The organism is Qipengyuania sp. SM2507, assembly GCF_053714505.1.
Genome location: NZ_CM132307.1, coordinates 2,703,574 through 2,727,005, shown reverse-complemented (window position 1 = coordinate 2,727,005; position 23,432 = coordinate 2,703,574). Strand labels below are relative to the sequence as shown.

At 68.4% G+C, this 23,432-nt stretch carries 31 protein-coding genes; 7 read left to right on the top strand and 24 right to left on the bottom strand.

Annotation, left to right across the window (positions count from 1 at the left end; genetic code table 11):
- Nucleotides 1-34: 34 nt before the first annotated feature.
- The 19 genes from ACWIKC_RS13235 to ACWIKC_RS13145 all read right to left on the bottom strand — a co-directional run bounded on the left by ACWIKC_RS13235 (nt 35) and on the right by ACWIKC_RS13145 (nt 15,437).
- Nucleotides 35-1,153 (bottom strand): OmpA family protein, encoded by a 1,119-nt coding sequence (locus tag ACWIKC_RS13235; RefSeq protein ID WP_454597913.1) that lies wholly within the window; start codon nt 1,151-1,153, stop codon nt 35-37.
- A gap of 189 nt (nt 1,154-1,342) precedes the next feature.
- The gene (locus ACWIKC_RS13230; protein WP_454597912.1) at nt 1,343-1,801 is read right to left on the bottom strand and encodes a DUF2793 domain-containing protein; all 459 of its coding nucleotides are present in this window, start codon (nt 1,799-1,801) and stop codon (nt 1,343-1,345) included.
- A 23-nt stretch (nt 1,802-1,824) separates the two neighbouring features.
- Nucleotides 1,825-3,990 (bottom strand): GTA baseplate fiber-binding domain-containing protein, encoded by a 2,166-nt coding sequence (locus ACWIKC_RS13225; RefSeq protein WP_454597911.1) that lies wholly within the window; start codon nt 3,988-3,990, stop codon nt 1,825-1,827.
- Nucleotides 3,991-3,999: 9 nt separating this feature from the next.
- Nucleotides 4,000-4,413 (bottom strand): hypothetical protein, encoded by a 414-nt coding sequence (locus ACWIKC_RS13220; RefSeq protein WP_454597910.1) that lies wholly within the window; start codon nt 4,411-4,413, stop codon nt 4,000-4,002.
- Nucleotides 4,410-5,225, bottom strand: a complete 816-nt coding sequence (locus tag ACWIKC_RS13215; RefSeq protein ID WP_454597909.1) for a DUF2163 domain-containing protein — start codon at nt 5,223-5,225, stop codon at nt 4,410-4,412. The genes ACWIKC_RS13220 and ACWIKC_RS13215 overlap by 4 nt, the downstream gene beginning before the upstream one ends.
- Nucleotides 5,222-7,534, bottom strand: coding sequence for a DUF2460 domain-containing protein (locus tag ACWIKC_RS13210; protein WP_454597908.1), 2,313 nt, complete (start codon nt 7,532-7,534; stop codon nt 5,222-5,224). The genes ACWIKC_RS13215 and ACWIKC_RS13210 overlap by 4 nt, the downstream gene beginning before the upstream one ends.
- A 28-nt stretch (nt 7,535-7,562) precedes the next feature.
- Entirely contained in the window at nt 7,563-8,138 is a 576-nt protein-coding gene (locus ACWIKC_RS13205) for a tail tape measure protein (protein ID WP_454597907.1), read from the bottom strand.
- Nucleotides 8,131-8,334: a phage tail assembly chaperone gene (locus tag ACWIKC_RS13200; protein ID WP_454597906.1), complete on the bottom strand. Its 204-nt coding sequence runs from the start codon at nt 8,332-8,334 to the stop codon at nt 8,131-8,133. The genes ACWIKC_RS13205 and ACWIKC_RS13200 overlap by 8 nt, the downstream gene beginning before the upstream one ends.
- Nucleotides 8,331-8,642 carry a gene transfer agent family protein gene (locus ACWIKC_RS13195; protein WP_454597905.1) on the bottom strand — a complete coding sequence of 104 codons (312 nt, stop codon included), beginning with the start codon at nt 8,640-8,642 and terminating at the stop codon, nt 8,331-8,333. Before ACWIKC_RS13195 ends, ACWIKC_RS13200 begins: the two co-directional genes overlap by 4 nt.
- Nucleotides 8,639-9,049 carry a phage major tail protein, TP901-1 family gene (locus tag ACWIKC_RS13190; RefSeq protein ID WP_454597904.1) on the bottom strand — a complete coding sequence of 137 codons (411 nt, stop codon included), beginning with the start codon at nt 9,047-9,049 and terminating at the stop codon, nt 8,639-8,641. Before ACWIKC_RS13190 ends, ACWIKC_RS13195 begins: the two co-directional genes overlap by 4 nt.
- 5 nt (nt 9,050-9,054) lie before the next feature.
- On the bottom strand, nt 9,055-9,453 hold the full coding sequence (gp17, locus tag ACWIKC_RS13185) for a tail completion protein gp17 (protein ID WP_454597903.1): 399 nt from the start codon (nt 9,451-9,453) through the stop codon (nt 9,055-9,057).
- Nucleotides 9,454-9,455: 2 nt separating this feature from the next.
- Nucleotides 9,456-9,611 carry a hypothetical protein gene (locus ACWIKC_RS13180; RefSeq protein WP_454597902.1) on the bottom strand — a complete coding sequence of 52 codons (156 nt, stop codon included), beginning with the start codon at nt 9,609-9,611 and terminating at the stop codon, nt 9,456-9,458.
- Nucleotides 9,608-10,147 (bottom strand): head-tail connector protein, encoded by a 540-nt coding sequence (locus ACWIKC_RS13175; protein ID WP_454597901.1) that lies wholly within the window; start codon nt 10,145-10,147, stop codon nt 9,608-9,610. The genes ACWIKC_RS13180 and ACWIKC_RS13175 overlap by 4 nt, the downstream gene beginning before the upstream one ends.
- 142 nt (nt 10,148-10,289) lie before the next feature.
- Nucleotides 10,290-11,444, bottom strand: a complete 1,155-nt coding sequence (locus ACWIKC_RS13170; RefSeq protein WP_454597900.1) for a phage major capsid protein — start codon at nt 11,442-11,444, stop codon at nt 10,290-10,292.
- A gap of 39 nt (nt 11,445-11,483) precedes the next feature.
- Nucleotides 11,484-11,876: an HK97 family phage prohead protease gene (locus ACWIKC_RS13165; RefSeq protein WP_454597899.1), complete on the bottom strand. Its 393-nt coding sequence runs from the start codon at nt 11,874-11,876 to the stop codon at nt 11,484-11,486.
- Nucleotides 11,873-12,181 carry a DUF6127 family protein gene (locus ACWIKC_RS13160; protein ID WP_454597898.1) on the bottom strand — a complete coding sequence of 103 codons (309 nt, stop codon included), beginning with the start codon at nt 12,179-12,181 and terminating at the stop codon, nt 11,873-11,875. Before ACWIKC_RS13160 ends, ACWIKC_RS13165 begins: the two co-directional genes overlap by 4 nt.
- Nucleotides 12,181-13,350 carry a phage portal protein gene (locus ACWIKC_RS13155; protein ID WP_454597897.1) on the bottom strand — a complete coding sequence of 390 codons (1,170 nt, stop codon included), beginning with the start codon at nt 13,348-13,350 and terminating at the stop codon, nt 12,181-12,183. The genes ACWIKC_RS13160 and ACWIKC_RS13155 overlap by 1 nt, the downstream gene beginning before the upstream one ends.
- Before the next feature lie 73 nt (nt 13,351-13,423).
- Nucleotides 13,424-14,755, bottom strand: coding sequence for a DNA-packaging protein (locus ACWIKC_RS13150; RefSeq protein WP_454597896.1), 1,332 nt, complete (start codon nt 14,753-14,755; stop codon nt 13,424-13,426).
- The gene (locus ACWIKC_RS13145; RefSeq protein WP_454597895.1) at nt 14,742-15,437 is read right to left on the bottom strand and encodes a hypothetical protein; all 696 of its coding nucleotides are present in this window, start codon (nt 15,435-15,437) and stop codon (nt 14,742-14,744) included. The genes ACWIKC_RS13150 and ACWIKC_RS13145 overlap by 14 nt, the downstream gene beginning before the upstream one ends.
- 315 nt (nt 15,438-15,752) lie before the next feature.
- Between ACWIKC_RS13145 and ACWIKC_RS13140 the strand changes: the two genes are divergently transcribed.
- On the top strand, nt 15,753-16,397 hold the full coding sequence (locus ACWIKC_RS13140; protein WP_454597894.1) for a YqaA family protein: 645 nt from the start codon (nt 15,753-15,755) through the stop codon (nt 16,395-16,397).
- Between the two features lie 30 nt (nt 16,398-16,427).
- Here the strand turns inward: ACWIKC_RS13140 and ACWIKC_RS13135 are convergent, their stop codons facing one another.
- From ACWIKC_RS13135 to ACWIKC_RS13120, 4 genes are all read right to left on the bottom strand, one after another.
- Nucleotides 16,428-16,859 (bottom strand): OsmC family protein, encoded by a 432-nt coding sequence (locus tag ACWIKC_RS13135; RefSeq protein WP_454597893.1) that lies wholly within the window; start codon nt 16,857-16,859, stop codon nt 16,428-16,430.
- Nucleotides 16,860-16,923: 64 nt separating this feature from the next.
- Nucleotides 16,924-18,174, bottom strand: a complete 1,251-nt coding sequence (spt, locus tag ACWIKC_RS13130) for a serine palmitoyltransferase (RefSeq protein WP_454597892.1) — start codon at nt 18,172-18,174, stop codon at nt 16,924-16,926.
- Nucleotides 18,171-18,428: an acyl carrier protein gene (locus ACWIKC_RS13125; protein WP_454597891.1), complete on the bottom strand. Its 258-nt coding sequence runs from the start codon at nt 18,426-18,428 to the stop codon at nt 18,171-18,173. Before ACWIKC_RS13125 ends, spt begins: the two co-directional genes overlap by 4 nt.
- Before the next feature lie 135 nt (nt 18,429-18,563).
- Nucleotides 18,564-18,932 carry a response regulator gene (locus ACWIKC_RS13120; protein WP_454597890.1) on the bottom strand — a complete coding sequence of 123 codons (369 nt, stop codon included), beginning with the start codon at nt 18,930-18,932 and terminating at the stop codon, nt 18,564-18,566.
- A gap of 138 nt (nt 18,933-19,070) precedes the next feature.
- Here ACWIKC_RS13120 and ACWIKC_RS13115 point away from each other — a divergent pair, with 138 nt between their 5' ends.
- The 5 genes from ACWIKC_RS13115 to ACWIKC_RS13095 are packed head-to-tail and all read left to right on the top strand — an operon-like array spanning nt 19,071 to nt 22,260.
- On the top strand, nt 19,071-19,286 hold the full coding sequence (locus ACWIKC_RS13115; RefSeq protein ID WP_454597889.1) for a DUF3572 family protein: 216 nt from the start codon (nt 19,071-19,073) through the stop codon (nt 19,284-19,286).
- Nucleotides 19,283-19,915: an HAD family hydrolase gene (locus tag ACWIKC_RS13110; protein WP_454597888.1), complete on the top strand. Its 633-nt coding sequence runs from the start codon at nt 19,283-19,285 to the stop codon at nt 19,913-19,915. Before ACWIKC_RS13115 ends, ACWIKC_RS13110 begins: the two co-directional genes overlap by 4 nt.
- Nucleotides 19,912-20,370, top strand: a complete 459-nt coding sequence (locus ACWIKC_RS13105) for a RidA family protein (RefSeq protein WP_454597887.1) — start codon at nt 19,912-19,914, stop codon at nt 20,368-20,370. The genes ACWIKC_RS13110 and ACWIKC_RS13105 overlap by 4 nt, the downstream gene beginning before the upstream one ends.
- Nucleotides 20,351-21,115, top strand: a complete 765-nt coding sequence (locus ACWIKC_RS13100) for a glycerophosphodiester phosphodiesterase family protein (RefSeq protein ID WP_454597886.1) — start codon at nt 20,351-20,353, stop codon at nt 21,113-21,115. Before ACWIKC_RS13105 ends, ACWIKC_RS13100 begins: the two co-directional genes overlap by 20 nt.
- Complete coding sequence (locus tag ACWIKC_RS13095) at nt 21,112-22,260, top strand: GNAT family N-acetyltransferase (protein ID WP_454597885.1); 1,149 nt, start codon at nt 21,112-21,114, stop codon at nt 22,258-22,260. Before ACWIKC_RS13100 ends, ACWIKC_RS13095 begins: the two co-directional genes overlap by 4 nt.
- Before the next feature lie 12 nt (nt 22,261-22,272).
- Here the strand turns inward: ACWIKC_RS13095 and ACWIKC_RS13090 are convergent, their stop codons facing one another.
- Nucleotides 22,273-22,602, bottom strand: a complete 330-nt coding sequence (locus tag ACWIKC_RS13090; protein WP_454597884.1) for a hypothetical protein — start codon at nt 22,600-22,602, stop codon at nt 22,273-22,275.
- Nucleotides 22,603-22,904: 302 nt separating this feature from the next.
- On the opposite strand from ACWIKC_RS13090, the gene dksA reads away from it, so the two are divergent.
- Complete coding sequence (gene dksA, locus ACWIKC_RS13085) at nt 22,905-23,372, top strand: RNA polymerase-binding protein DksA (protein ID WP_454597883.1); 468 nt, start codon at nt 22,905-22,907, stop codon at nt 23,370-23,372.
- Nucleotides 23,373-23,432: the final 60 nt, after the last annotated feature.

Genomic DNA, 23,432 nt, shown 5'->3' with positions numbered 1-23,432 from the left:
GGCCCCTCCAACTAATTGACGCTTGGCGTCAGACTTACATGCCCGAACCCGGACCGTAGGTCACTTCGACGCGACGGTTCTGCAGTTCGCGAACACCGTCGGCAGTCGGGACGCGCGGCTGAGTTTCGCCGAATGCCTGGCTGTTGATCCGGCCATTCGGGATGCCACGTGCACCCAGGTAATCGCGGACCGAAGCGTTGCGACGCTCGGCAAGACCCTGGTTGTAGGTCTGCGTACCGGAACGGTCGGTGTGACCGGCCAGCATGACCGAAGCCGTGCCGCAGTTGGCGTAGGCCGAAACCGCGTTGTCGAGGATCGTCGCTGCTTCCGGAGTGATGTCCGATTTGTCCCAGTTGAAGAAGACAATGTACGGACCCGTCTCGCAGACCGGTGCCGGGCGCGGCGCCGGGGGCGGGGGAGGCGGCGGGGGCGGCGGCGGCGGGGGCGGAGGCGGAGCCACCGGAACGACCGCAGCCGGAGCACCGAAGTTGTAGCTCAGCGTGCCGAGGATCGAGTGCGTGCGCACATCGCCCTGCAGCGTGCGACCGAGCGCGTCGGTCAGCTCGACATTGTCCGAGGTGAACATGCGATACTTGAGGCCGACATCGACATTGTCGCTCAGCGGAGCGCGGACGCCCGCGAGGATCTGCCATGCGAAGCCGCTGTCCGAATCGTCGAACGAAGCCGGCTGGCTCTGGCTGATGAAGCCTTCCATGCCGGTACGGGCAACGCCGACACCGCCACCGACGAAGCCCTGAAGGCCGTCATCGGGACCGAAGTCGAACATGCCGTTGAGCATGAAGCTGAGAACGTCCACACCGCCGCCAGCGGCATACTGGCCGGGAGCTGCGACGAACGGACCGAAACCGAGACCGGTGGTCCCAACGGTAACGGTTTCCAGATCGGCATCGCGATAGCTGGCTTCGGCTTCGAGACGGAATGCCCCGAAATCGTAGCCGACGAAACCGCCGACGTCGTAGCCCTTGTCGGCTTCGACGACGAGCTGGTCAGCGGTTGCGCCGATGTCGAATTCTGTGTCTTCGACGATCATGGCACCGCCTTCGACGCCAACGTACCATTGTCCGTCGCGTGCGAGAGCAGGCGAAGCAAGGGCCGTTGAGGCCATCGCCATTCCTATGACGAGTTTCCGCATTATAAAATTCCCCTTATTGCGAATTTGATCCACCGAGTGGCGAGTTATCTAACTTTTACCCAGTTGGGTGGCAAGCGGACATTGTCCGGAACTGTTGCAAGAATGCCGCGATATGGCAACACCCGATAACAATACGAAGGATTCCGTCCGTTCGGCGATTAGGAACGCGGCGTAACACCCGTAGTTCCATCAATTCGCAGAAAAAATTCCCGAATGGCGCAAAGCAGCTATGAGCGCGGCAATTGCAACGCGAGCCTCGGCGTCGATCGTCGTGCCGCCACTGGGTTCGACGGGTTCAGGCGCCGTGGTCCAGCCGTTGGAATAGATACAGACCTGACCGGTGTCCAGCCGACGGACGCTCGCGCCCTTAACCGGCGGTTGAAACAGCCAGTGCGTTGCCTGGTACACGGCGATCGTACCATCCTCCCCCTGCCAGGCGCCTTCGGCACCGGCTGCGACCAGATAGGCATCGCCCGGCTGCGGTTGGACGGGGGGCTGCGCGCGTTCGTCGAGGACGGTCGCCTGGACCAGCGCGTCGAGCCGCGCCAGCGCCTCGTTGACGAAGAACTCCTTCTGGGCCTGTCCAGGGTGAAGAAAGGGCAGGCCGTGGCGAGGCGAAATGGATTCAAGGGCATAGGGTTCGGACATGACGGTATCTCCGTAAAGGGCAATCAGGGCAGGTTGGCGAGCAGCAGCGCGGGCGAGGGGGCGTAGCTACCGATCTGGCGAGCCCAGACTTGCGTGCCCGCGGGCAGCGCAGCGAGCAGGGCCGGCTCGAGCGTGAATTGCGAGATTGCGGTCTCGTACAGGGCAAGTGGAGTGCTCACCGGTCCGCAGCCGACTTCGTACCGCTCGCGCTCTTCGACCAGCGGCGCATCGACTCCATCGAGCCAGCGCCAGCCGCCGCGGGCCCGGCGGGTCCATCGCAACCACAGCGCGCCACTCGAGTCGAATTCAGCCTGGGCATGGACCGGCGTGAGGGGGCGGTCTGCGATGCCGCGCAGCGCGATCGCCGAGACGATGGGCTGATCCTCTGCCGGGCCGATCGCGGCGAGTGTGGCGTCGCTGCCGAGCAGGGCCGGATCGATCGGTACCAGCCGTTCGTCAAGCAGGATGACCGAAGCGCCCACGCCATGGCCCGCCAGCGCCGCGCCCTCGGTCCCGCCGCGCCCGCGCAGCAAACCGGTGAGGATCCATTCACCCGGCGAGGGCTCGACCGCATCGCGAAACTGAAGGACTTCCCCGCCGACCAGCAGGCGGTTCTCGCCATTGGCGATGCCGGTGCGGGTGGTTGGTGCCAGCGCCATGTCGGGATCGGCGAGACGCACCGAAAGCTGCGCCCTGTCCTCCAGCAGCAGCGAAGCCGACGGGTCCAGCGGGGCGAGCAGGCTGCCCATCACCGCGCGGGCCGGGCCGGCGGTGGCGAGCGGAACCAGCGCGCCGCCGCGATCGGCATAGATCGTCGCGCCCGACCAGCGGCCCTCCTGTGCCGCGAGCGCTGCAAAGACGGTGCCGCTTTGCGGGATGGAGCGCCCGTCCCAGGGCAGTTCGAAGGCCTCGAACAGCGTCGCGCCGGGAAGGCGGTCGGGTGGCAGCCAGGGCGTGCCGGGGCTGGCGGGCTGGTCCGCTAGGGTGCGCGGTATGTGGCGGACGAGCTCGAGTTCGACCCCGGTTTCGCGCCATTCCCAGCCCTCGACCAGCCACTGCGCGGCACTTCCCGCCAGCCGGACGCGGGTTCCGGGCCGCAACTCGGGGTCGAGCTCGGCGGTCCGGTAGTGCAACCGCTCGCGCGCTTCCAGGCGTCGCCCCGCGACCCGCTCGGCCAGAGCGCGTGCCGCCTGCGGCGATAGCGCGGCGGGGAATTCGAGCAGGCGCTCGGGTCCGGTGGACGCGCGAGTCGCATGCCGCTGGACACCGGGTTGGTAGTCGCGCTCGACATCGTAATAGCGCAGCCCCGCGATCGCCTCGGCATCCTCGCCCTGCCATTGGTGGCGAGTACCCGCAGCCCGACCGAAATCCCCTTCGGGCGCGGCGACCGGCTCGGGCAGTTCGCGAATCGCGCCGAAGTTCGCGATGCCCTGCAGCCGCAGGGGCGTAGCGGTGGCATCGGGGATCAGTCGCTCGACGCGGTCGAGCAGCGCCAGCGATTGCGCCACCGCGCCGCCTTCCAGCGCGAACCCGTCGAGCCCCGGAATCGCAGTCCCGGGATCCGCCACGCCGCCTGCCGGCTCGAGCAGGACTCCGAGCAGATCGTCTCCGCTCCCGGCGAAGACCTCGAATGACAGCGCCGGGATACGGTTGCCGAAATCCGCCAGCTGCAAATCCTCGAACACGACATAGGCGCGGCCGCGATAGGCGGGGCAGGGGCTACCCAACGCGGCGGCCATCAGCGGGTCGGGCTGCTGGTCGCCATGCCCGCTGTAGAGCCGCATTGCGCCGCCGGTCTTGAGATCACCCGCCGCGCCGCGCAGCAGATTGCCATCGGCCCAGATCCGCCCGACGCCGTCGATCGGATGGCTCGCGAGCATCACCGCGAAAGACAGCGCATAACTGTAGCTGGTGGTTCTGGGCTGGCCCTTGCCGCCGCTGGTTGCGCTGCGCTCCTGTAACTCGGTGGCCCAGATGATAGTCCCTTCGACCCGCATCCGCCCGACCGGGCGCGCGATCGGCTGGCCATAGGTCGAGGTGGTGATCGACAGATCCCTCAGCCGCGGGCCTTCGCGCCTGCCGCTGCCGAATATCTGCCCGTCGATCTGGTTCCCGGCCAGCGCACCTATGGCGCCGCCCAGCGGTCCGCCGAGCACCGTGCCCAGCGCGCCGAGAATGAGTGTGGCCATGTTCGGCTCCTATCGGTCTGCGGCGAAGCGCCAGTGGGACAGCTGCGCCCAGTCGCGCGGGATCGGCTGGCGGACCACGCGACGCAGCCCCGCGTGGGCGTGGAGGATTGTGTCGGCATCGCAGGCGATGGCGAGGTGGTGTTGCGCCGGCCCGGGGCGCAGCAGCAGGATGTCGGCGGGCTCGATCGGGTCCTCGACAGGCTCAAGCCCCGCGGGCCCGGCGAAAGCCAGCCAGCGGGAGATGTCGGTGTTGCGCAAGCGATAGCCCGCTGGCGACAGGTCAGACCCACCGCACCGCGCGAGCGCCAGCGCCACCAGCCCGACGCAATCGAGCCCGGTTGCGACGTGGCGCCCGTGCAGGCGGAATGGCGTGCCGACCAGCGTCTCGGCCTCGCGCAGGAACAGGCCGCGATCCACGCTCATCGCGGCATCGGATATTGCGCGAGCAGGTCGTTGCCCGGCAGGAAGGGTTCGCCCTGGAAATTCGCCCCATTGCCGAAGCGGGCGCTGCAGGTCGCGATGGTGTGGTCGCAGCCCTCCAGCAGCTGCGCGCGGTCGCCGACGGCGCTGGCCTCGTCGAGCGGGCGGTCGAGCACCAGCCCCTGCGCATCGGCAGAGAGCACGGTTCCGCGCAGACCCGTCAGCGGTCCGTCGAGCCAGCGCAACTCCCCTTGCGCGAACAGCGCGGGATCGATCCCGGCGAAGCTCACCCGATTGGCTTCGCGGTCGAGCGCGGTCACTGCCGTCCGGTGATTGAAACGCGCCGCCGACAGCGTGCAGCCGGTATCGCAGAAGCGCGCGCGGCAGCCCGGACTGGTCCGCGGGATCGGGTCGCGCGCGAGATCGACCTTGGCGGACTGCAATTGCGCGACGAAGCCGAAATCCTCCGCGACCAGCCCGGCGATCCGCCCGCGATAGAGCACCGAAGCCGTGCCGCTCTCCCAGTCGAGAGCGCCGATGACGATGCGCGCGTCATCGTAGCGGCCGCGTTGCATATCCGTGGCGGAAATCGCCTCGTGGCTGAGCGCGCCTCCGACTTCGACGCCGTCGTCGGCGAAGCCGCTGCTGCGGCGGATCGAGGAGGGCACCATGCCGGGCGCGGCGCGGTGGAGCACGCCGTCGAACCACAGGTCGCGGTCGTGGGTGGTGAAGCCCAGTGTCACGCCGTCGCGGCGATAGATCCGCCAGAAGCTCGCCACCGTGTCGAGCGCGCGGTCGAAGAAGACCCGTGTCATGAGGCGTCCTCGCGGATTTCGACCAGGGGAACCGAGGGCGCCTCTCCCGCCGCGAAGCCCGCGCCCGAGACATTCAGCCGGTCCTCGGCAAAGCGCACCGGCACGTCGAAATGGAAACCTGCTGCGACCTCCGCCCCGACAGCGGGCGCGGCGGCGAAGACCACGCGGCCCTTCTCGCCCAGCGTCCAGTCGAAGCGCTCGACCCCGGCCACGCTGACCCGCAGCGAAGCAGCGTCGGGGCGGGTGATCCGCCGCTGCTGCGCGCCGTAATGCTTCGCAAGCGCGAAGTCGGCGCGCAGCCCGTCGCCGGTGCCGAGGGGCTGGTCGGTCGGTGTCGGCACACCGGTCATGCCATTGGAACTGTGGTCGAAGGGATCGCGCAGGCGGAAGCCGGTCGCGGGGCCGTGGCGCGCGCGGAAGAAAGAGATCAGCAGCGCCAGCTCCTCCTCCGAGCGGATGCCCGGCCCGACATCGAAGCCCAGCCGCGCATCCGACCAAAGCGCGTTGCGGCGCTCGTGGCCCGAGGCGGTCACCGCGACCGCAGTCGAGAATTCGGGGCTCACTGTCGCATCGCGCCCCAGCGCGAGCGGATAGGCGGTGTCGTCGAAATCGTTCACATCGGTCTCCAATGGCAGGGGCAGGCGGGTGTATCCATCGCGCGCGACCTGCGGCAGCGCCCAGACATAGCGCTGGGTCACCCCGCGACGCCGCGCCTCGTCGAGTCCGGCATCGATGCGGCGCCAATAGGTTTCGGCATCGGCGGCATCGAGCACGAAGCCCGAGAGATAGTCCTGAAGCTCGAGCGGATAGCCCAGCCGTGCCTGGACCTCGGCATAGCCGCGGCGCCGTTCGGCCTCGGCGCCCGCGGTCAGCCAGTCGTAGTCCTCGATCTGCAGGCGGTCGAAGGCGGGCCAGGCCCAGCCCGGCGGCAGGTTCGCGCGTTTCAACTCGGGCATGGCGGGGTCGAGGATAGTCGGGGTGAAGGCCAGCAACAGCACCTCGGCGGGTCCGCTCGCCGCCTCGCGCACCGCCTGCGTCAGCGCATCGGTCGAGGCGGAGAGCAATTCCCCGAGCCAGTCGAGAAAGGCGAAATGCGGCGCATAGAGCGGCATTGTCATGTCGGGGATATGCGGCGGCAATTCGGGCAGCTGCGCCAGCACCGCATCGTCGTAGAAGCAAGGCGTGCCATCGGGCATGACCCACCACCAGGGCTCGCCGATCTGGAACAGCACCGGCAGGCCCGCCGCCTCGACCAGCGCGACGAAGCGCACCGCGACTGCGCGCAGCCAGCCCATCGCCATTGCGTTGGCGGGCGAGAGCAGGTTCGAGGGAGGGTCCCAGCCGGTCAGCGCCGGCTGGCTGTAGAAACTCACTTGCCGCCAGGCGGCGGGGCAGTGCTCGGCGAAGAGTTCGTAGGACAGCGACAGGATCGGTTCGAGCCCGGCCTTGGCCAGCGCGGCGAAAAAGGCCTCGTGCCAGCGGCGCGCAGGGATACAGATTTCGCCATCGGCAGCGACCACCAGCCGGTCTTCGCCCGGCTCGAGCCGGAAGAAATGGCTCATCCCCAGATAATGGACCACGCGATCGCGGTAGCCGAGCTGCTCGATCTGCCGCACCAGCCGCGCCGGCGTCTGGTTGAAGGCATCGTCATAGGCGGTGGCCATCCGCTCGCCATGCGCGGGGAGGATCGCGTCGCCCAGCACCAGCATCGCGTGGTCGCCGTGGCAGGTGATGGCGGTCAGCTCGGCCCAGCCCTCGGCGCGCTGCGGCAGCGGGGCGGTGCTCCCCGCGATATAGCCGGGCGGGACGAGCGAGATGAACATCCGGTCGATGACCGAGGGGTGGATCGGCTCGCCCGGCAGGCCGTAGCCCGATTGCAGCTGCGAAAAAGGCAGCACCACTGCGGCATCCTCCGGCGTGCCGCTGGCGTAGTTCCACAGCCGGACATACCACACCCGGTCTGCGCCCGCGGCATCGCGCCCCTCGATGGTCAGCGTCGGGCCGTTGGGCTGGTCGAGCGCGATGATCCCGCCCGAACGCCAGCGAAAGGCAAGCATGGTGTGCGCGTAATCGCGGTGCGTTTCATAAGCGAGCAGCGGGTGGTCGAGGCTGTCCTCGCTCGCCCAGATCAGACCCGCCAGCTCGCCTGCCAGATGGAATTCGCAATCCACCCGCAACGATTGCGGCCCGGTGGTGACCACGCTGGCCATCATCGGGCGGGGGAAGTTGATGGTCCAGAAGCGCGGGTCGAAACGCTGGATCGCGTCGCTCTCCTGCCCGTCGCGTTGGCGGGCCAGCCAGAATGCCATGGTCGGTGTCCTTCTCTTGGCCGACTGTTCAGTCGAGCAGCGCGCGGCGGACCGCGCTGGCGATCTGACGCGACGAGCGGCGCAAGGCGGCGGGGGCGCTGGCGCCGCGTTCGGGGTTGAGTGCGATTGCGACGCGCACCTCGCGCGGCCCGGTGCCGGTCATGGGCGAAGGCTCGACCCGCCCGGCGCTGGCGGGGACGAACAGCTCGGGCCCGCGCTCGCCGACCAGATAGGGCCGCTGCGGCGCAACCAGCCCGCCGGTCGCGCGCCCGGGCAGGCCGAACAGCGCGCCCAGCGTCCCCGCCAGCAACCCGCCCACGCCACCGGCCGCGGCCGCGCCGCCAAAGATGGAATCGAGCCCGAGTTGGAGCGCCTGCGCCGCAATCTGGTCGAGCGCGCGCGCGGCGGCGCGCTGGAGGTCGTCGAAGCCCAGGCTGCCCTTGCGGATCGCGGTCAGCAGGCTGCGCTCGAGAACGCCGCCCGCGCGGTCGAAACCGTCGAGCAACTGGCTGTCGAAGGCGCTGCGCATCGTCGCGATATCGGCGGCAAAGCCCGCGGTGCTCGCGCGCACCTCGACCATCAGCGTGTCGAGCTCGTCATCCATGGCATTGGTCCTTGGCGATCAGCCGCGCGATTTCGGCGCGGCTGGGCGGAGTGGGGGAAGCGGCCGCCGGCAACGGGCCGAGCGACAGCGCCAGCTCGGCTGGGGTCGCGGCCCAGAAGGTTCGCGGACGCCAGCCGAGCACCTGCGCGGCGAGACCGGCGCATTGCGCGGCTGAATCGGCGAAGCACTGGGTCATGAGCCCCGCAGGATTTCGCCAAGCAGCGCCCGCAGCGGCGCGGCGCAGCGCGCCAGCCCCATCGCCACCACCTCTTCGCCGATCTGCTCGCGGCTCGCCGCCTGGCGCTCGGCGAGGCAGTACCAAAACAGCGCGGCGATCTCGGCGATGCGAAGCTGGCCCGCACCCGCTCTCTCGACCAGCGCGAACAGCGGGCCCAGCTCCTCCTCCGCCTGGACCAGTGCTTCGAAGGTCGGGCGCAGCACCAGCTTGCGCCCCGCCAGCTCGAGCGTGGCCTCGCCCCTCAGCGGGTTCGCAGCGCCGCTCATGCCGGCACCACCGCGCCCGAGCTTTCGAGCTGAAGCGCATAGGTGCGCTCGCCGTTGAAATCGCCGGCATAGTCGAGCCGCTGGACGAGGAAGCGCCCGCGCATCCGGGCGCCATCCTCGAAGGACAATTCGTAATCGTCGAGCGTCCCCGCCAGCGCATGGCCGCGCAGGGCAGCCTCGGCGGCGCTGCCGAGGAAGATTCCGCTGGCGCTCACCGAGACCGAGCGCGTTCCCGCGCCCGAGAGCAGTTCGCGCCAGCCCCCCGATTCCTTGTGGGTCACCACCACCGTGTCGCCATTGATCGACATCTGCGTGGTGCGAAGACCGGCGACGGTTTCGTAAGCGGCGGGCGGGCTGGCGCCATCGCCGATCTTGAGCAGGAAGGCGGCGCCTTTCTGGGCGGTCATGGGCATTACTCCGTTGGGGTTGCGAGCAGGCGGAAGGAATATTCGAGCAGCACGGCGCGCAAGGACCGGGGCCGGCGTTCGGCGCGGCTGCGCAGGAATTGGGTGACGACTACGCGGTAGCCCGGCTGGACCGGGGACAGCGTGGCGATGCGGTGTTCGATCGCGGCAACGGTCGCGGCGACGGCCTCGGGGTCGTCGTGCCGATCAACCAGTTCGATCGCGATCCGGACCTCGCGGCCCGTGTGGGTCTTGGTGCTCCAGTCGGCGCTGGCGCTGGCGGCGATACCCAGCCACGGCGGGCTGGCCGCGACAGGGCTCTCCTCCTCGACCGCGTTGAGAGCGGCGGCGAGCGTGGCATCGGCGCGCAGCCAGGCGATGAGGTCGGCGCGAAAGCGGCTTTCCATGGTCAGTCTCCTTTCGCGAACAGCGGCCAGAGCCGCGCGGCGGAGCGCCAGGCACTGCTGTCGCGGCGAGCGGCGCGGCGGGCCTCGCCATGATCCGCAGCCAGCCGCGCGGCGCGGGCGGTCAGCGCGGCGGCGATGCTTTCGAAGGAGCCGCTCACAGCCGCAGAATCCGGAACGGCCGCCACAGCGCGGCGATAGCGGCGGGGGGCGCAGCGTCGCCGCCGCTGTCGCGGGTGCGGTAATGATGCGCGGCGAGGCGGATCACGCCCTGCGCGAGGCCCGGAGGCAGCGCCATCCAGTCGGCCTCCAGCCCCGCCGCGAAGCGCACCGCCAGATGGGTGTCGCGGGTCGGCTGCGCGAGCCGGATATGGCCGTGCTGCTCGCTGTCGATGCGGGTTTCGTAGCCTGCGGTCAGCGCGGTTCGCGTGCCATCGGCGGCGACCTGCTCGAGCGCCAGGACTTCGCGCACCGGCTGCGTGGTGAGCGGCTGCCAGCCGGGCACCGAAGGCAGAAGGTCCTCGAACACGGTCGCCAGCGGCACCAGCCTTGTAAAGCCCTCGCACAGCGCCAGCGCGCCGTGGAGCATCTGGACCAGCAGCGCGTCGTCGCGCGCGCCGGTGATCGCCAGCCATTGCCGGCACTGGTCGAGCGGCGCCCCCGACAGATCGGGAAGCGCCACGATAGCCCGCGTCATGGCGAGACTCCTTCGGGTCTGGAGGGGAAGCAGGGGTGGCCCGCCCGCGCCCCGCAGGGGGCACGGCGCGCGGACGGACCGGACGGGCGGGGCCAGGGAATGCTGGTGGGACCGCCCGCCATCGGGTCTTCGTCGAAGAGGCCTAGGCCTCGATCTTGAGCAGCTTGATCGCCGCGCCGTCGAGCACCTGTCCGCCCACGCGCCTGGTGGCGTAGAAGTGGACGAAGGGCTTGTTGGTGAAGGGATCGCGCAGGATCTGCGTCGCGCTGCGTTCGGCGATCAGATAGCCGTGGCGGAAATTGCCGAAGGCGATCGGGCAGGCGCCCGCGGCGACATCGGGCATGTCCTCGGCCTCGACCACCGGATAGCCCAGCAGCCGATCGGGCTGGCCCTCGACCATTCCGGGCTGCCACAGGAACCCGCCATCGAGCGTGCGGAGCTTGCGCACCGTGGCCAGCGTCGCCGAATTCATCACGAAGCTGGCACCCTGGCGGTGGCCCGCTTTCAGCGTGTGGACCAGATCGATCAGCCGAACCTCGGGCTCGCTGCCGAGGCCCGCCGCATTGCCCGAGCCGATATATTGCAGCGTGCCGAAGGGGCGCACGCCATCCGCCGCAGCGGTGGCGGGGGCGTTGAGGAAGCCCTCGGGCTGGTCGAAGCCGGTCCCGTTGACGAAGGCTGCGCCTTCCGCGCGGGCGAATTCCATCGCGATCTCGGCGGCCAGCCAGGCTTCGAGATCGAAGCCGGCATCGTCGAGCATCGCCTGGCTCGCCGCGGGGTTGGCGTAGAGCTCGCCGGTCGGCGGGGCGATCTCGGCGAAATTGGGCGTGTCGGTCGCGGGCCGCGCGGCGGTCTCGCTGACCCAGCCGCTGGCGGTGCCGCCGGTGGTGACCAGTTTGCGATAGCCCGCGCTGCCGGTCTGGACGACCTGCGCGATGGCGCGGATCGGGCTGATTGCGGTCAGCTCGCGGGCGATCGCGGCATCGATCTGGCGCGGCACGGCATAGCCGCCATCGGACGGCACCGCGCCGCTCAGCGACTTGACCTCGGCCTCGCGGCCGCGGCGCAGATAGCCATCGACGAAGCCCTTCAGTTCCGGGCTTTCGGCTTCGGCGCCCGCCAGCGCGGGGCGCGCGGCGGCGCGGCCGATGCGGTCGACGCGCGCCTTCACCTCGTCGACATCGGAGCGCAGCGTCACGATGGCGCTTTCGGCGCGATCCTGGCGGGCGACGATGTCGAAGCTGGCCTCGAGCGGATCGGTGGCGGCGGTGTTGGTGTCGGTTACGGGCATATCCATGGGGCAGTTCACCTTTCGTTGGGGGAGGGGAATGGGGTCTCAGGCGCGGATCGAATGCACCCGCGCGTGATGCTGGAGCGGGTGAGTGACGAGGCTGACCTCGAACAGGTCGATATCGAGCAGCTCGCGGCCGCCATCCGACCGGCGGAACCCGCGCGCGCGGAAGCCGAAGCTCAGCCCGCTCACTGCGCGGCGCCGCAGCATCGCGCCTGCGCGGCACTGCGGGTCGTCGAGCATCGCGATCACGCGCAGTCCGCGCGCATCTTCGGCGATGCGCTCGACCCAGCCGATCCGCTGCGCGGGCCGGTGCTGCCAATAGAGCGGCAGCGGCTCGCCACGCGCGGCCAGCGTGCGCGCGAAGGCTCCGCGGCGGATCGTGTCGCGGGCCGCGTCGGCGCGGTCGAACAGCGCCGCGTATCCCGCCAGCCTCATCGCAGCATCTCGGTCACGCCGAGCCGCACCGCGATGCCGATCAGCAGCAGCGCCATCAGCCCGCGAAACAGCCATTGCAGCGCAGCCTTCCAGGCGCTCGCCTTGGCGTCGCGCCAGGCCGAGAGCAGCTCGCGCAATTCGTCGATATCGCCCTGCGCCTTCTCATCGCCGAGCCCGAGCCGCTTCAAGGCGCGCTGCGCGCCCAGCTCGCTCGCCTCCTCGACCATGGCGCGCAAGGTCACTATCTCGCCGCCCTCGGCGCGGGCCTGCGCCAGCAGCCGGGCGAGCATGTCCTCGGTGCTCATCAGGCGTTCTCCGCAGGGGTGGTGGTTGCGGCGGGCAGGCCCAGCAGCGCGCGTTTCTCGTCGGCGGAGAGGAAATCCGCTGCGGTGACCGTGCTCCACAGCGTCTCGCGGTCCTCCGCCAGCGCCGGCACCTTGTCGAGGTCGACATGCATTTCGGCATCCGCGAACCACGGCGACAGCCCCGCCGAGAGCGCATCGAGCACGCGTTTGGCCAGCGGCAGCAGCGTCAGTCGCCACAGCGCCCGGTTGGCCTCGCGGTAATTGGCATAGGTGTTGTCGCCCGGCAGCCCGAGCAGCATCGGCGGCACCCCGAAGGCGAGCGCGATGTCGCGCGCCGCGCCCGCCTTGAGGTTGGCGAAATCCATATCGGCGGGCGAGAGCGCCATCGCCTGCCACGACAACCCGCCCTCGAGCACCAGCGGCCGCCCGGCGTTGGCCGAGCCCTGGAAGGCTTGCGCCAGCTCGCTCTTCAACCGCTCGAACTGTTCGGAGCTCAGCCCCGCCGCCTCGCCGCCATCATAGACCAGCGCGCCCGAGGGCCGCGCCGCGTTCTCGAGCAGCGCGCGGTTCCAGGCGCTGGCGGCGTTGTGCACCGCCACCGCCTGGCGCGCGGCGCTCAGGCAGCCCGCGCCATAATGATCGTCCGCCGGGTGGAAACACTTGAGGTGGAGCAGGTTGGGCCAGCCCGCCTCGTCCTCGAGCGGGATCGTCCGGCTGTGCTCGGCCAGCCGGTAGCGATAAGCGGCGGGCCAGCCATCCTCGCCCGCTACCACGCTCATCCGCTCGGGCCGCAGTGGATAGAGCTCCACCGGCGCGCCCGCGCCGTCGCGCAGCAATTGGACATAGGCGTTGCCGTGGAGCAGCAGCTGCGCGGCCAGCACCTCGAGCAGCGGCTGGCCGGTGCAGGAGCGATCGACCAGTCGCGCCAGCGCCGGGTCGGCAATCGCCAGCGGCGCCCCGCCGACCCCCTCGGCGACGATCCGCACCGCGCGCTGCGACACCGGATTGGCGAGATAGGCGGCCTGCACCGATTGCGCATAGTCGAACGCGCCCTCGCGCGGCTCGCCGGCAAAGACACTCGCCCAAGGCGAGACGAAACCGCGCGTCAAAGGCACGCGAACAGGCCCCGCGCCCTTGAAGGCGGAGGCCAGAGTGGTGAGGAAGGACATGGGAATTACCTCGTTTGGGTTCGGAACGGAGCGATGGAAGTCCCGGTTTTCGCCGTGACGACGTTTTTGCGATTCAGAGCTGCAGCACCCGCGGCACGCGCCGTTGGCCCAGCATCAGTTCGGTCAGCGCCCAGACCAGCGCGTCGGCGCGGTCGGGGCTGCGGCCGGGGCCTTCGTAGCGCCCGCCCGCCATCAGTCCGCACAGCTGGTCTTCCAGCGCCGCGAACAGCGCGGCGTGGCGGACCCGCCCGGCCTCGTAGAGCGCCGCCACCGGCTCGGCGCGCGCCACCTTGCCGCGGCTGGCGTGGACCAACCTCAAGGGCAGCGAAAATTCCGCCGCGCGCAGCACGCTGGCGACCATCGCGCCGCCCTGATTGGCCTCGGCGACCACCCGATCGGCGTGCCACGCCTGCGCCGCATCGGCCACGCCGCGCGCCCAGCGTTTGGGCGAGGGCCGCGCCAGTGAGCAGTCGGCGAGCACCAGTGCCACCCCGTCGGCGCGCAGGCCCGCGATCACGATGCCGCATTCGTCGCCATGGCTCGAGGCTGGCGGATCGACCCCCACCACCACGCGCACCAGCGCGGGCCGCTTTTCTTCGGTCTCCTCCGCGCGGCACCGTTCGAGCAGCGAGCGCGACCACAGCGCCCCCTCGACATCCTCGAGCAGCTCGCCGAGCAATTCCTGCCGCCCCAGCGTCGTCCCGGCGAAGTCGCGCTGTACCGCGTCCAAAAACCCCGGCGGCAGATTGTCGGCATTGGCCGCGGTCGGCCCGCCGGTCAGCGCGATGGCATCCTGCGCGATCAGCCGCCGCAGCAGCGGGACCGCGCGCGGAGTGGTGGTCGCCGCGACCCGCGGGTCGCGCCCCAGCCGCAGTCCCAGCAGCAGATTGTTCCACGCCGCCTCGGCGCGTCCGCCGCTCTGGTCCCATTTGGCGATCTCGTCGCACCAGGCGTGGCTGTGCTGGGGTCCGCGCAGGCTCTCGGGCTCGGCGGCGGAATAGAAGGTCGCGCGCGCGCCATCGGGCCACACCAGCTGCCGCCGCGAGGGCTCGAAGCGCGGACGTGCTCGCGGTGAGGCGATTGCCAGCAGCCCGCTCTCGCCCTCGACCATCACCCGCCGCGCCTCGCCCAGCGAGGCGGCGACCAGCGCGATCCGCGCGGTGGGATCGGCCTCGGCGATGGCGCGGACCCATTCGGCGCCCGCGCGGGTCTTGCCGAAACCGCGCCCCGCCATGATCAGCCACAGATGCCAGGCATCGGGTGGAGGCAGCTGGCCGGGATGCGCCCAGAGCTGCCAGTGGCGCCCGAGAGCGGCACGCTCGCCGTGGGACATTTGCCGCAATTCCTTGCGGCGCTGCCCGGGTTCGAGCGCGAGCAGCGCCTCGGCCCGCTCAGACCGGCTCATGGTGGTGGCTCTCGCTCGCGGGTTCGGGCGTGCTCTCGGATGTAACCTCAGGCGTGTCGTCATGCGCGAGGATCAGCGCATTGGCCGCGCGGCGATTGCGCATGTCATCGATAAAGGCGTCGATCCGGTCGAACACCGCCTGCTCGTCCTCCTCCTCCTCGCGGAAGGCGCGTTCGCGGGCCACGGTCTCTCGATGCGCGGCGAGCAGCCGCAGCGCCGAGGCGACATCCATTTTGCGCGCCGGTTCGGGGTCGCGCAGATAGCCCAGCACCTCCATCTCGAGATGCTGGTAGCCCTCGAGCAGCGCCGCCAGCCAGCGCTGCGCGAACGCGGGGTCCTCGCGGCGGAGGGCATAGGCCCGACCCGGAACCACCCTGGCGCGCCAGGCCGCGGCGGTGACGTTGGAGGTCTCGGCCAGCGCTTCCAGGAAGCGCTCCTGCCAGCCGGCTTCGACGGTCCGCGCGCCGCGCCGCCTGCGGACCACGCGCCCGATGGCGATTCTTGTGTCCGCGTAGCGTTGCGCGAAAGCCGGGTTGCTGCTGGCGCGGCTGTAGACCGTGGTGGGGTGGATCCCGGTCAATCTGGCTGCCGCGGCGACGGACAGACCGCTGCGCAGCGCGGCAAAGAATCCGGGCTCCCACGGGCGCGGCTGGTCCTTGGCTGGGGTCGTGGTGTCGGTCATGGCGGGTTCCGGAGGCTGGGGCGAGAGCGCTGAGCCGATGCGTCTGGGCCGGAACGTTTGGGCCGGAACGTTTGGGCCGGAACGTTTGGGGCAGGCACGCAAAAAAGCGGCGCCGGAATGTCCGGCGCCGCTCGAAATCGAATCACACTATCGCGATGTTCCGCTTCTCTAACCATATAGCGTCGCGATGTCAAGCATTAAAAACCAGATAGGTTAGTCATGTCTGGCTGGCCTCACCACGCGATCCCGCTTGCCAGCATCCCCTGCAGCCCGTAACCGGCGCGCAATCTTGCGGGACGGAAGGGTCGGCACGCCATGCTGCGCAGCCTTTACAATTGGACGATGGAGAAGGCCGCGCATCCGCATGCGCTGTGGTGGCTCGCCGCCTTCAGCTTTATCGAATCGAGCTTCTTCCCGATCCCGCCGCATCCGCTGCTCGGGCTGATGTGTCTGGCCGAGCCGAAAAAGGCGATCCGCTTCGCCGCGGTCTGTACCGGCGCCTCGGTGCTCGGCGGGCTGTTCGGCTATCTGATCGGCTGGGGGCTCTACGACACGATCGGCGCCTGGCTGATCGGCGCGTTGGGGCTGAGCGAGGCCTTCCCGGTCGCCGCCTGTCACCTGCGCGAATATGATTTCGAGGCGATCCTGATCGCCGGCGCGACCCCGGTGCCGTTCAAGCTGCTGACCATCACCGCTGGCTTCATCGGGATGAATTTGGTCACCTTCACGCTCGCCAGCATCATCGGGCGCGGGCTGATCTTCATGACCGTGGGCGTATTGTTCCGCCTGTTCGGGGCGCCGATCAAACTGTTCATCGACAAATATCTCGGGCTGCTGACCACGCTGTTCGTGGTGCTGGTGGTCGGCGGGATCCTGGCGGTGACGATGATCGACACCGGCGGCGAGGACGACGGAACGGCCGACGCCTGTTCCCAGGCGACGACCGTCAATCCGCTCTGATCGCGGTGTCGACTTGCGGGGTGAGCGAGCTCAGCCCTCGAACTTGATATCCAGCGTGATCTCGGTGTCGAGCAGCCGGGAGATCGGGCAAGTGGCCTTGGCGTCCTGCGCCAGTTCCTCGAACTTTTCGCGTGCCAGACCGGCGACCTTGCCCTTGGTCGACAGTGCTGATTTGGTTACCTTGAACCCGGCATCGTCCTTCTCGAGCGTGACCTCGGCGCTGGTGGCAACCGAGCCGTCCCCATGGCCGGCCTCGGCCAGCTTGAACGACAGCGCCATGGTGAAACACGCCGCATGCGCCGCCGCGATCAGTTCTTCGGGATTGGTCCCGGCCTTGTCCTCGAAGCGGGTCTGGAAGCCGTAGGGCTGCGCCGACAGCGCCCCCGAACCGGTCGAGATATGGCCCTTGCCGTCCTTGCCGAGGCCCTCGTAGCTGGCGCTGGCTGTGTTGGTGGTCTTCATAGATGTGGTCTCCTTTCACAAGGAGAGACGCACCGGAGGGGGGCGATGTTCCTGACCTCCGCCCTCAGATAATCCCCACTGCTTTCCCGGCGCGTTCGAAAATCTCCAGGATCGTCGCGACCTCCTCCTCGCTGTGTTCGGCGCACAGCGAGCAACGCAGCAGCGTCATGTTGGCAGGCGTCGCGGGGGGGCGAGCGAGATTGACGTAGAGGCCCTCCTTGAGCAGCGCCTCCCACATCATCGCGCCCTTCTCGAGGTCGGGCATGATCACCGCGATGATCGCGCTCTGCGCCTCGGGTGTGCCGAGCGAGAAGCCGAGCCCGCGCAAGCCCGCGTGAAGATTGCGCGAATTCTCCCACAGATGCGCGCGCTTGTTCGAGCCGTGCATCAGCTTGCGGATGCTGGTGGCGGCGGTCGCGACCACGCTGGGGGGCAGGCTGGCGGTGAAGACATACGGGCGGCACACCAGCCGCATGATCTCGAACTTGGGATGGTTCGAAACGCAGAAACCGCCGACCGTGCCGACGCTCTTGGAAAAGGTCCCGACGACGAAATCGACCTCGTCGATAACCCCCTGCTCTTCGCTGACCCCGCGCCCGTGCTCGCCGATGAAGCCCATCGAATGCGCCTCGTCGACCAGCACCATCGCGCCGTTCTCCCTGGAAACGCGAACCATCTCTTTCAGCGGCGCGACATCGCCGAGCATCGAATAGACGCCTTCGAGCACGACCAGCTTGCCGGCGCCCGCCGGGATGCGCTTGAGCCGCTTTTCCAGCGCCTCGACGTCATTGTGCTTGAACGGCACGACCTCGGCATTGCCCAGCGCGCAGCCGTCCCAGATGCTGGCGTGGCTGTCGATGTCCAGGATCACGTAATCGCCCTTGCCGGCGATGGTGGAGATGATCCCGAGATTGGCCTGGTAGCCGGTCGAGAACACCATGGCGTGCTCCATGGCGTAGAATTCGCGCAAGGCGTCCTCGCACTCGCGGTGGCCCTGATAGGTGCCGTTGAGAACCCGGCTGCCGGTGGTGCCGCTGCCGAAGTCGGCCAGTGCCTGCTGACCCGCCTCGATCACGTCGGGATCGAAGGTCATCCCCATGTAATTGTAGGTGCCGAGCAGGATCGTCTCGCGCCCGTTGCAGATGGCGCGGGTGGGGGAGAGGACCTTTTCCATCACCAGGTTGAACGGATCCTCGATCCCGGTGTCGAGCAGCCCCTGCCGCATCGCGATCAGCGCGTCGAACTTGCTGAACAGGTCGGGCGAATCGCCGGTCAGCTCGGGCGGCTGGTCGGCCTGGCTGATACCCTCGCTCATGCGCCCGCTTCCCGCGCCGTCTCGAGCCGTTGGACTGCATCGACCAACTGGCCCCAGTTCTCGATCTCGGCCTGCTCGTTCATCGAGATGATGATATCGAACTCATCCTCGATCGCGGCGACGAAATCCATCACGGTCAGGCTGTCGAATTCCAGATCGTTCTGGAACGAGGTGTCCTCCGCGATCGCGATCCCCTTGGTGTTGAAGGGCGCGACCTGCGAGCGGATGCGGCTGTCGACTTCGGCTCTGTCCATTATCCATGGTCCAATTCTGTCTGGCGGCAGGAGACATAACCCCCGCCGGTAAGTGGGCGGCCAAAGCGGTTCGACCGCCTGCTTGTCAAGCGTCCGCCTCCTTTGCGGCGAGCGGATGAAGCGCGTCTGAAGAATTCAATCGCCCAGCAATTTCTTCACCGCCGCCATGAACGGACCGATCGAGACCGGCTTGGCGAGATAGTCGCTGGCGCCCGCATCGCGAATCCGCTCCTCGTCGCCCTTGCCGGCATAGGCGGTGACCGCGAGCACCGGGGTCTTGTCGAAAGCGGGGTTTTGCTTGAGCTGCGCGATCAGGTCGATTCCCGAGACATTGGGTAGCTGGATATCCATGATCACGAGTTCGGGATCGTATTTCTTCGCGGTCTCGACCACGTTCTGTCCGTCGGCCACCGGCACCACTTCATAGCCATTGGCCTTCAACACGTCACAAAACAGCTTACGGTTGAGATCGTTGTCCTCGACAACCATGATTCTCTTTGCCACGGACCACGCTCCTGCTCGCTATCCTGCGGGCGTTAGGGCTTTCACGGGAGGCTGACAATTCTTCAGCGCAGACAGACCGGCGAGACGGGCCCAGGCACAGGTTCGGGCGACGCCGAAGCGCTGGCGCTGGCCGCGCTGGTGTGGGTGCTCGAGGACGAGCGCCGCGCCGAGCGGCTGCTGACGCTCTCGGGCCTCACCCCCGACCAGCTGCGCGAGGGCCTGACCGACGCTGCGGTGCTCTCGGCGGTGCTCGACTTCCTCGCCGCGCACGAACCCGACCTGCTAGCCGCCGCCGAGGCGCTTGCCGTTCCCCCCGAGCGGATCGTCGCCGCGCAACGGAGTCTTTCTGCATGAGCCGCCCGCTGGTGATCTCCGACTGCGACGAGGTGCTGCTCCACATGGTGGCGCATTTCCGCGACTGGCTGGGGGAGGAGACCCCGGTCGATTTCAACATGCAGGGCGCCGATTTCACCACCGCGATGCGCTGGCGCGACAGCGGCGAACCGCTCGAGCAAAAGGAAATCTGGCGCTATCTGGGCGAGTTCTTCGACACCCAGATGGATCGCCAATTGCCCATCATCGGCGCGATCGAGGGGATCAACACGCTCGCCGAGAAAGCCGATGTGGTGATCCTCACCAATCTCACCGACGAGCGCCAGATGCACCGCGTCGAACAGCTGGCGAAGCACGGCGTGAACGCCAAGGTCTATACCAATCAGGGCCCCAAGGGTCCGGCGCTGCAGCGCATCCTTGCCGAATACGAGCCCAGCCGGGCGATCTTCATCGACGATCTGCCGCAGCATCACCAGTCGGCGCGCGAGACGCTCGCCGCCGAGATCACCACGCTGCATCTGTGCGGCGAGCCTGCGCTGGCACCGCATATCGACTGCGCGCACAAGGCCGGTCACGCCGACGCCCGCATCGACGACTGGGCCAATGCACTGCCCTGGCTGCTCGACCGTATCGAAGGAAAACCCGCATGAGCATCTCCGCCCGCCTCAAAGAACTCGGCCTCGTGCTGCCTCAAGCGGCCGCCCCCGTCGCCAGCTATCAACCGCTGGTGGTGCAGGGCGGCTGGTGCTTCGTCTCGGGGCAATTGCCCTTCATCGACGGCGCGCTGGTGACCGGCAAGCTGGGTGCCGATGTGAGCCTCGAACGCGGCCAGCAGGCGGCGCGCGCCTGCGGCTTGATGATCTTGGCGCAGCTCGAGGCCGCGGGCCTGCTGGAGCGGGTCACGCAGGTGGTCAAGCTGGGCGGTTTCGTCGCCTCGACCCCCACCTTCACCGACCAGCCCAAGGTGGTCAACGGGGCTTCGGACCTGATGTTCGAGGTGTTCGGCGAGCGCGGTCGCCACGCGCGCAGCGCGGTCGGCGTGCCGGTTCTGCCGCTCGACGCTGCGGTCGAAGTGGACGCTATCCTTGCCGTTCGCGACGCTTGATCGACTGCTGACCTCGCCACCCGACCCGGCGAGGGTGGGCTGGCTGCGCGACTGGACCTATGCGCATCGCGGGCTCCATTCTCCCGGAGTTCCCGAAAATTCGCTCGCCGCCTTCGCGGGTGCGATCGCGGCGGGCTATGGCATCGAATGCGATATCCAGCGCAGCCGCGACGGCGAGGCGATGCTGCTGCACGACTGGGAGCTCGAGCGGCTGACCGGGATCAGCGGCCAGCTCGCCGCGCACAGCGCGCAGGAATTGGGACAGATCGCCTTTCTCGATTCCGATCATCGCATCGCCCGGCTGACCGATCTGCTCGAGCTGGTCGCCGGGCAGGTGCCGGTGCTGATCGAGATCAAGTCGCGCAGCGGTTACGACGTCAAGCGCTCGTGCCGCGCGGTTGCGCGGGCGGTGGAAGGCTATCAAGGTGCGATTGCGGTTATGAGTTTCGATCCAAGGGTGCCGAAATGGTTCGAGAAGCACGCCCCGGCGCCGGTGCGCGGGCTGGTGATCAAGGAGACCGATGACGGGCCGACCCCGCATCGCTGGCAACGCCATCTCGCATTGTGGCACGCGAAGCCCGAATTCGTCGCCTACGACATCCGCGCGCTGCCCAATCCCCTCTCGACCAGCCTGCGCGCGCGCGGCTTCCCGCTACCGAGCTGGACGATCGACACGCCAGAGAAGGCGCGCCACGCTGCACTGCATGCCGACGCCCCGGTTGCCGAAGGCGAGGGCTTCGCATGAGCGACGAACCGCTGGTCGCCCCCCTCGTCGCCAAGGTCGGGGGATCGGTCGGCGCCTTCGCGGCAGCCGATTGGGATACGCTCAACCCCTCGGCCAATCCCTTCGTCAGCCACGCCTTTCTGACCGCTCTTGAGGATTCGGGAAGCGTGGGCGAAGGCACCGGCTGGCAACCCGCCCCGCTGGTGATCGAGGATGGGCAGGGCACCCTGCGCGCCGCACTGCCGTCCTATCTCAAGGGCCACAGCCAGGGCGAATATGTCTTCGACCACAGTTGGGGCGATGCCTATCAGCGCGCCGGCGGGCGCTATTATCCCAAGTTGCAGATCGCCGCGCCCTTCACCCCCGCCACCGGCCCGCGGCTGTTGCTGGCCGACGAGGCGCTGGCCGGACCGCTGCTCGAGGCGGCGCAACAGCTCTGCGAACAGAACGGCTTCTCCTCCGCCCATGCGACCTTCATCGAAGAGGCCCAGCAGAAGCTGTTCGAGCAGGCGGGCTGGATGCTGCGGCACGACATCCAGTATCACTGGCACAATCGCGATTATGGCGGTTTCGAGGATTTTCTCGCCGATCTCTCCTCACGCAAGCGCAAGGACCTGCGCAAGGAGCGGGCTGCGGCGCAAGGCGCGGTCACGATCAAGCGGTTGCGCGGCGACGCAATCCGTCCCGAGCACTGGGATGCGTTCTGGATATTCTATCAGGACACCGGCGCGCGCAAATGGGGGACGCCCTATCTCACCCGCGAAGCCTTCGACCTGTTTCAGCAGCGGATGGGCGACGCGCTGCTATTGGTGCTCGCCTTCGAGGACGGCGAGCCGGTAGCGGGCGCGATCAATTTCATCGGCCGCGACGCGCTCTACGGGCGCTACTGGGGCTGCACGAAGGACATCCGCTTCCTGCATTTCGAACTGTGCTATTATCAGGCGATCGACGCGGCGATCGAGCTTGGCCTCGACCGCGTCGAAGCCGGCGCGCAGGGCGGGCACAAGCTGGCGCGGGGCTATGAACCCGTCACCACCGTCTCGGCGCACTGGATCGCCGATCCCGGCTTTCGCGCCGCGGTGGAGGATTTCCTCACCCGCGAACGCGACGGCGTGGCGCAGGACAAGATGTTTCTGGGCGAGCGGACGCCCTTTCGCAAAGCCTAGCCCGCCTTGCGGTCAGGCAGCGCGGCGGCCATCCATCCCCAGCCATTCGCGTGCCCGGCGCTGGGCTTCGGCGATTTCGCGCGCGGTCATCTCGTCCGCAATGTCGGCGCGGCACCAGGCGGCTTCGTCATGACCGCGCGATGCGGCGATGTTGAACCATTTGTGTGCCTCGACCATGTCGCAGACTACCCCGTGGCTGCCGGTCGAAAACGCGACCCCCAGATCGTAGAGCGCATCCACGCTGCCGCCGGTGAAAGCCGCGAGGCATTCCGCGATCAGCGCATCGGCCTCTCGGCCCTGGACGATTTCGGCGCATCCGCCCTCGATTGCCTTGAATTGCATCGAATTTCCCCTGTTTGGGCCGGCACCCTCTTCAGCCGACGCTCCATGCCTCTCAACTTATGGTCAAGAAAAGGTTAACGCCGCGCTCGAAACCGGGCCGGTTCGAATGACGAGCGAGGGGAAACCGCAACAGCTGCGGTGCCTGCACGGGGTGGTCCGGGCATTGCCGCTTGTGCCGCCCCGGAGCCGAGCCTATAGGCCGCGCCCAACGGATGCTTATGGCGTCGCCGGAAAAATCCGGGACGAGTGGGTCGGCGGTTATCCGGTACGAATAGAGGGTTTAAACAACGGGATAGAGGTCGATGGTCGGGACAGCGTCCGCAGAAACAGCAGACAAGGAAGAGCTGGTCCGGATCAGGCAGGCGGTCGGGAACGACTATGTGCCCGACGACGACGAACCTTACATGTCCGGCCGCCAACTCGACTATTTCCGCATGCTGCTGCTCGAATGGAAGCGGTCGATCCGCAATTCCGCCGAACACACCCTCCAATCGCTCCAGGACGGCCCGATCCGCGAGCCCGATCTCGCCGATCGCGCGTCGAGCGAAACCGATTGGGGCATCGAACTGCGCACCCGCGACCGGCAACGCAAGGTCACCGGCAAGATCGACGCGGCGCTGCGCCGGATCGACGAGGGCGAATATGGCTACTGCGAAGTAACCGGCGACCCGATCGGCTTGAAGCGCCTGATCGCACGCCCGGTGGCGACGATGACGGTGGAGGCGCAGGAGGCGCACGAGCGCCGCGAGAAAATCTCCCGCGACGATTGAGGCGAGGGCCCGTAAAAGGGCCGACAATCGCGCCACCGCTTACTCTTTGTTCAGCCTTTC

Bases quoted from the DNA above. Each gene is read 5' to 3' on its own strand.
- ACWIKC_RS13235 (WP_454597913.1), bottom strand. From the start codon at position 1,153: ATGCGGAAACTCGTCATAGGAATGGCGATGGCCTCAACGGCCCTTGCT.
- ACWIKC_RS13230 (WP_454597912.1), bottom strand. From the start codon at position 1,801: ATGTCCGAACCCTATGCCCTTGAATCCATTTCGCCTCGCCACGGCCTG.
- ACWIKC_RS13225 (WP_454597911.1), bottom strand. From the start codon at position 3,990: ATGGCCACACTCATTCTCGGCGCGCTGGGCACGGTGCTCGGCGGACCG.
- ACWIKC_RS13220 (WP_454597910.1), bottom strand. From the start codon at position 4,413: ATGAGCGTGGATCGCGGCCTGTTCCTGCGCGAGGCCGAGACGCTGGTC.
- ACWIKC_RS13215 (WP_454597909.1), bottom strand. From the start codon at position 5,225: ATGACACGGGTCTTCTTCGACCGCGCGCTCGACACGGTGGCGAGCTTC.
- ACWIKC_RS13210 (WP_454597908.1), bottom strand. From the start codon at position 7,534: ATGGCATTCTGGCTGGCCCGCCAACGCGACGGGCAGGAGAGCGACGCG.
- ACWIKC_RS13205 (WP_454597907.1), bottom strand. From the start codon at position 8,138: ATGGATGACGAGCTCGACACGCTGATGGTCGAGGTGCGCGCGAGCACC.
- ACWIKC_RS13200 (WP_454597906.1), bottom strand. From the start codon at position 8,334: ATGACCCAGTGCTTCGCCGATTCAGCCGCGCAATGCGCCGGTCTCGCC.
- ACWIKC_RS13195 (WP_454597905.1), bottom strand. From the start codon at position 8,642: ATGAGCGGCGCTGCGAACCCGCTGAGGGGCGAGGCCACGCTCGAGCTG.
- ACWIKC_RS13190 (WP_454597904.1), bottom strand. From the start codon at position 9,049: ATGACCGCCCAGAAAGGCGCCGCCTTCCTGCTCAAGATCGGCGATGGC.
- gp17 (WP_454597903.1), bottom strand. From the start codon at position 9,453: ATGGAAAGCCGCTTTCGCGCCGACCTCATCGCCTGGCTGCGCGCCGAT.
- ACWIKC_RS13175 (WP_454597901.1), bottom strand. From the start codon at position 10,147: ATGACGCGGGCTATCGTGGCGCTTCCCGATCTGTCGGGGGCGCCGCTC.
- ACWIKC_RS13170 (WP_454597900.1), bottom strand. From the start codon at position 11,444: ATGGATATGCCCGTAACCGACACCAACACCGCCGCCACCGATCCGCTC.
- ACWIKC_RS13165 (WP_454597899.1), bottom strand. From the start codon at position 11,876: ATGAGGCTGGCGGGATACGCGGCGCTGTTCGACCGCGCCGACGCGGCC.
- ACWIKC_RS13160 (WP_454597898.1), bottom strand. From the start codon at position 12,181: ATGAGCACCGAGGACATGCTCGCCCGGCTGCTGGCGCAGGCCCGCGCC.
- ACWIKC_RS13155 (WP_454597897.1), bottom strand. From the start codon at position 13,350: ATGTCCTTCCTCACCACTCTGGCCTCCGCCTTCAAGGGCGCGGGGCCT.
- ACWIKC_RS13150 (WP_454597896.1), bottom strand. From the start codon at position 14,755: ATGAGCCGGTCTGAGCGGGCCGAGGCGCTGCTCGCGCTCGAACCCGGG.
- ACWIKC_RS13145 (WP_454597895.1), bottom strand. From the start codon at position 15,437: ATGACCGACACCACGACCCCAGCCAAGGACCAGCCGCGCCCGTGGGAG.
- ACWIKC_RS13140 (WP_454597894.1), top strand. From the start codon at position 15,753: ATGCTGCGCAGCCTTTACAATTGGACGATGGAGAAGGCCGCGCATCCG.
- ACWIKC_RS13135 (WP_454597893.1), bottom strand. From the start codon at position 16,859: ATGAAGACCACCAACACAGCCAGCGCCAGCTACGAGGGCCTCGGCAAG.
- spt (WP_454597892.1), bottom strand. From the start codon at position 18,174: ATGAGCGAGGGTATCAGCCAGGCCGACCAGCCGCCCGAGCTGACCGGC.
- ACWIKC_RS13125 (WP_454597891.1), bottom strand. From the start codon at position 18,428: ATGGACAGAGCCGAAGTCGACAGCCGCATCCGCTCGCAGGTCGCGCCC.
- ACWIKC_RS13110 (WP_454597888.1), top strand. From the start codon at position 19,283: ATGAGCCGCCCGCTGGTGATCTCCGACTGCGACGAGGTGCTGCTCCAC.
- ACWIKC_RS13105 (WP_454597887.1), top strand. From the start codon at position 19,912: ATGAGCATCTCCGCCCGCCTCAAAGAACTCGGCCTCGTGCTGCCTCAA.
- ACWIKC_RS13095 (WP_454597885.1), top strand. From the start codon at position 21,112: ATGAGCGACGAACCGCTGGTCGCCCCCCTCGTCGCCAAGGTCGGGGGA.
- ACWIKC_RS13090 (WP_454597884.1), bottom strand. From the start codon at position 22,602: ATGCAATTCAAGGCAATCGAGGGCGGATGCGCCGAAATCGTCCAGGGC.
- dksA (WP_454597883.1), top strand. From the start codon at position 22,905: ATGGTCGGGACAGCGTCCGCAGAAACAGCAGACAAGGAAGAGCTGGTC.